Source organism: Thermoleptolyngbya sp. M55_K2018_002 (assembly GCF_015295965.1).
Lineage (GTDB): Bacteria > Cyanobacteriota > Cyanobacteriia > Elainellales > Elainellaceae > Thermoleptolyngbya > Thermoleptolyngbya sichuanensis.
Map to the genome: position 1 here is coordinate 1 of NZ_DVEA01000341.1, position 4,448 is coordinate 4,448.

Genomic DNA, 4,448 nt, shown 5'->3' on the forward strand with positions numbered 1-4,448 from the left:
GGGGGGCTAGGGGGGATCTCTGAGTGCTTAACATTACAGGCAATACCTTTTCAAACACCCTCTAAGAAAGCAGCTCTAAGAGAGCATCTCTAAGAAAACAATAAGGCGGGCAGTGCCCGCTTTCTTCGCATTTTTATAGTGTTTTTAATTCGCGTTTTTTTATTCGCGTTTTTACAATCGGATGCGCTCTAGCAAAGCGCGATCGCCAAACGTTTCGACCTCCATTGGATTCACCGCCAGCGGCAGGGGAAAGGCCTCCAGCAAGCGCTGGGGCGACCACTCGACGGGCTGCCAGATGCGGTCAATAGCGGCGATCGCCCGCTCCCAGTTGGTTGGGCGCTTCCGCTCGCGACAAAAGATGTGCAGCGTCTTTAGCCCCATGCCTGCGTAATAGTCGCGCACGCGATGGTCGAGAAACACCTGCTCGTCCATCAAATCCACCTGGAGCGGGCCCCGCCCAAACGGGCGAAAGTAGGCGCAGGGGATGCCGTAGGTTTCAGCAATCACCAATCCATGCAGGCTGGTGCTGAGGATTCGCTTGCAGGCGGTCATCTCGCGCACTCGGTCTTCCAGCGCAGTCAGGTTGGCATCGGTGAGCGTGGTGATGATTTTCACCGAATCGCGCAGATCTTCGGGGATGTAGTAGCGCCCCAGTTCGTTTCGCACGGCGGCCCCATCTTTCAGCTCGCTCAGTTCGGAAATATGCACCACGATGCCCAGTTCGTGGGTCTTTTCCGTGGCAGGAGACATGATCTTGGGCAGCAGCATCACCGGGTCGCCATAGGCATCGGTCACAGGAATGCCCTGCTTTTCAAACACTCTGGCGCTAAAGGGGCCGCGCAGCGCGTGAATCGTGAATTCTGTATTCTCCGGCCGCTCATAATACGTCAGGTGGCGGTGGTAGGGATGCCGCTTGCCGTCGATGCCTGTGCCCCAGAGGTGAACAGAGCCGTTCTTTAGCCCGTGCCCAATCGTGCCCACGCTGGCCAGGCGCTCGGAAGCCGAGTCGAACCGCTGATGCACAATCGGCAAACCCGATAGCGCACTGACGATCACAGGGCTGAGCGCATCGCCTAGATTCGCGTAGGGCTGCCGCAGCGTCGTCGCGGCCCAGCACAGGGGCACAGGAGCATTGGTCTGCAAGCGGGGCGACCGCCCAAAGGTCTGCACCACTTTAGCGCGGAACCCGTTGGAGGCTTTGGGCGGACTCGAATCGGCCGCCTGGGCCATCTGGTGGGATACCGGATCAGCCTCCGTTGGCAAATCCGCTTGCAAATCAGCAGGGGCAGGCGAAGATGCTGTGTCTAACTTGTCAACCCGGTCGGCAATCGAAAGCTGGGGATACCAATGGCGATCGAAATAGCGCAGTACGGCGTTTACCAAGCTACCCGTCTGGAGCGATCGCCAAAAATCCTGAATAGGCTGCAATCCGTGCCTAATCTCCGAACCCTGCCCAATCACCTGTGGTGCTTGATCCAACCCGTCAGCAGACTGTTCTGGGATTAGCTCTGGCTTGGCGAACGTAAATTCTGAAACAGAGGGGGCCCGATTGGACTCGTGAGAAACGTCTCTTTGCTGCATTAGGGTCTCGCTGCGGACTGATCGAGCAAACTGGTTTTTGCTAGCCCAGCATTTACTAGCCCAGCATCTAGGAGTGGCTAGGGCAGGGCTTCTGGGGTTTGACTTGGCTTTTACACGGTTTTTTCTGCTAAAAGGATGAGGAGGAGAGCGATGTGCGCCGCTTATCTTAATAGTATTCCCGCTTCGAGCTATGGTAGGAGCGGTCAATCCCGGGGGATAGAGGAGCCGTGACGCAGTTTTTATTCATTACCGACCTGGATCATACGCTGGTAGGCGATGATGAAGCAATGGCGCAGCTCAACGAGGCGCTCGATTGGCATCGCCGCACCCACGACACCAAGATTGTCTACTCGACGGGGCGATCGCCCTCGCTATATCAGCAACTCCTGTCGGAAAAGCCCCTGCTGCCCCCTGATGCCGTGGTCACAGGTGTCGGCACGGCTATAACCTATCCCGACGGCAGCCCCGATTCCCTCTGGTGGGAAAAGCTGAGCGATGGCTGGTCGCGCGATCGCGTTCTGTCCACCATTGCCCATTTTGCAGATTTAGAGCTTCAGCCCGCAGAGGAGCAAAACGAGTTTAAGGCGAGCTATTTTCTGGATGCGGCGATCGCCCCTGATTTGCTGCCTGAGCTAGAAGCCGCCCTCCAGTCCCAGGGCTTGCAGATCAACCTGGTCTACAGCGGCGGCCGCCACCTCGATATCTTGCCCCAAAGCGCCAACAAAGGGCTAGCGATGGTGTTTTTGCGGCAGCAGTGGGGCTTTGAGCCAGAGCGCACTGTGGCCTGTGGCGATTCGGGCAACGACCTGTCAATGTTCATGATGGGCGAAGAGCGCGGCATTATTGTCGGCAATGCCATGCCCGAATTGCGCCAGTGGCATCAGGAAAACCTCGCGCCGCACCGCTATCTGGCAGATGGTCACTGCGCTGCGGGTATTCTGGAAGGACTGGATTACTTCGACTTTTTGTAACGCTGGGCTAAAGGCAAATAAGGAGCGGCAGAGCTACTGTCCCGCGCTGAGGATCTGGGCTGCGGTCAGGTTCAGTGCTGGGAACGTAGGCGACTGGAGGGGGCGATCGCCCGTGTAGCGTCCCGCTTCGATATATTCCCCCTGCTCTTGTTCCCCATACTCTAGCCGCAGCACCAGCACCGCCTGTTCCTCTGGGTCAACAATCACGTATTCGGGAATGCCCACCGCTGCGTATTGTGCCCGCTTGCGAATGTAATCGCGATCGCGGTTCGTTTTGCCTGGCCTGACCACCTCCATCACCCACAGCGGCGGCGGCATCTCCAGCGTAATCGTCATGCGCTGGTCAGGATGAGCGCGATGCACTGGCTCCACTACAACTAGGTCAGGATAGCGATTCGCCGCATCGCCCGCCTCTAAAACAGGCGTTTGCAGTTCGCAGCTATGCACCTTTACGCGCTGAAACGGAACCCCAATCGCCACCAGTTGCAAAAACATAAACATGGCAATGTCGTTGTTCGACCAGGCTTCTGGTGGCAAGGCGATGAGTTCTCCGTTAATCAGTTCTAGCTTTTCTTCGCGCCCAGAGTCCTCCAGCGCCAGATAGTCGGCAAAGGTTAGCTTTTGGGTAAACGTCATGGCGATCGCCTCCACGGGTCGCAGTGCCCAAATGTCTTCGATCAAAGTGTCTTCCAAGTGTCTTCGATCATAAGTCACTTAAGATAGAGCCAGGGTCTATCTCCAGAAACCGCCCTTCTCGATTGGCAAACGCTTCCCCAATGGTTGCAATCACTTCACCCAGCAACATTCCATCGCCGCAGGACGGCTCAGCATCGCCGTTTGTGTCGTTGCGCCCGATTACTTGGCAGACCTATCAGGCGTTGCTCGCCGATCTGGGGGATCATTGCGCCGTCCGTCTTGCTTACCATCACGGCACGCTCGAAATCAAGATGCCTTCTAAGCTGCATGAGCTAGTGAACCGACTGCTAGAGCGAATCATTACGGCGCTGACGGAGGAACTGGGGCTAAGTATCTTGTCGTTTGGCTCGACCCCGTTTGACTTAGAAGCAACCCAGCAGGGGGTCGAGCCAGACTCATGTTTTTATATTCAAAACGCGCACCGGGTAAATCCAGAAGACGATGCGCCGCCTGGGTTTCCACCCGATTTGGTGGTCGAGGTCGATATCACCCGTTCGTCGCAGTCGCGCCTGATCATTTACCAAGCAATGGGCGTGCCTGAAATCTGGCGCTACGACCGCAACGGTTTAACGCTGCTGAAATTGCAGGATGGAGCGTATGTAGCGGGCGATCGCAGCTTCACGTTTCCGATGCTCTCGGTCGAACAGATCAACGGCTGGGTAGAACGCGGCAAACAGTCCAAAAATCAGCTAATCCAGGAACTCCGCGACTGGCTCCGTACCTCGCGTCCAGCAGACCCCAGTTCTGAGCCAGGCGGCTAAGTCCATACCCCATCTTTAGCGCCTAGCGATACACTAATTTTCGTCCTCTCTGGGCTGGCTCGGTTATTTCTTCTACATCTCCTACGATTCTGGTCATTGGCGGCGGCGCTGCGGGCTTCTTTGGGGCGATCGCCGCTGCGGAAGCCTGTCCGTCGGCCCGCGTGATGCTGCTGGAGGCAGCGCGGGAACCCCTGGGCAAAGTCCGCATTTCTGGCGGCGGGCGATGCAACGTCACCCACGCCTGCTTTGACCCGGCGGCGCTGGTGCAGCACTATCCGCGAGGGGGCAAGGCGCTGCGGGGAGCCTTTACCCGGTTTCAACCGCGAGACACGGTGGCTTGGTTTCAGCGGCGCGGCGTGATGCTGAAAACGGAAGCCGACGGGCGCATGTTTCCCACTACCGACGACTCGGCGACGATTGTGAACTGCCTGGTGCGGGC

5 protein-coding genes are annotated in these 4,448 nt (G+C 57.5%); 3 read left to right on the forward strand and 2 right to left on the reverse strand.

What is annotated here, in order from left to right; genetic code table 11:
* Positions 1 to 171: 171 nt before the first annotated feature.
* Positions 172 to 1,581: a polysaccharide pyruvyl transferase family protein gene (locus IGS51_RS17310; protein WP_297080064.1), complete on the reverse strand. Its 1,410-nt coding sequence runs from the start codon at positions 1,579 to 1,581 to the stop codon at positions 172 to 174.
* A 227-nt stretch (positions 1,582 to 1,808) separates the two neighbouring features.
* Here IGS51_RS17310 and IGS51_RS17315 point away from each other — a divergent pair, with 227 nt between their 5' ends.
* Positions 1,809 to 2,552, forward strand: a complete 744-nt coding sequence (locus IGS51_RS17315; RefSeq protein WP_297080065.1) for a sucrose-phosphate phosphatase — start codon at positions 1,809 to 1,811, stop codon at positions 2,550 to 2,552.
* Positions 2,553 to 2,585: 33 nt separating this feature from the next.
* On the opposite strand, the gene IGS51_RS17320 is transcribed toward IGS51_RS17315, so the two are convergent.
* Positions 2,586 to 3,245, reverse strand: coding sequence for a Uma2 family endonuclease (locus tag IGS51_RS17320; protein ID WP_297080066.1), 660 nt, complete (start codon positions 3,243 to 3,245; stop codon positions 2,586 to 2,588).
* 83 nt (positions 3,246 to 3,328) lie between these two features.
* Between IGS51_RS17320 and IGS51_RS17325 the strand changes: the two genes are divergently transcribed.
* Positions 3,329 to 4,009, forward strand: a complete 681-nt coding sequence (locus IGS51_RS17325) for a Uma2 family endonuclease (protein ID WP_297080067.1) — start codon at positions 3,329 to 3,331, stop codon at positions 4,007 to 4,009.
* 65 nt (positions 4,010 to 4,074) lie between these two features.
* The coding region (locus IGS51_RS17330; RefSeq protein ID WP_297080068.1) for an NAD(P)/FAD-dependent oxidoreductase at positions 4,075 to 4,448 on the forward strand (374 nt) is incomplete at its 3' end.

Excerpts from the sequence above, each read along its gene's own strand:
- IGS51_RS17310 (WP_297080064.1), bottom strand. The coding sequence starts at position 1,581 with ATGCAGCAAAGAGACGTTTCTCACGAGTCCAATCGGGCCCCCTCTGTT.
- IGS51_RS17325 (WP_297080067.1), top strand. The coding sequence starts at position 3,329 with ATGGTTGCAATCACTTCACCCAGCAACATTCCATCGCCGCAGGACGGC.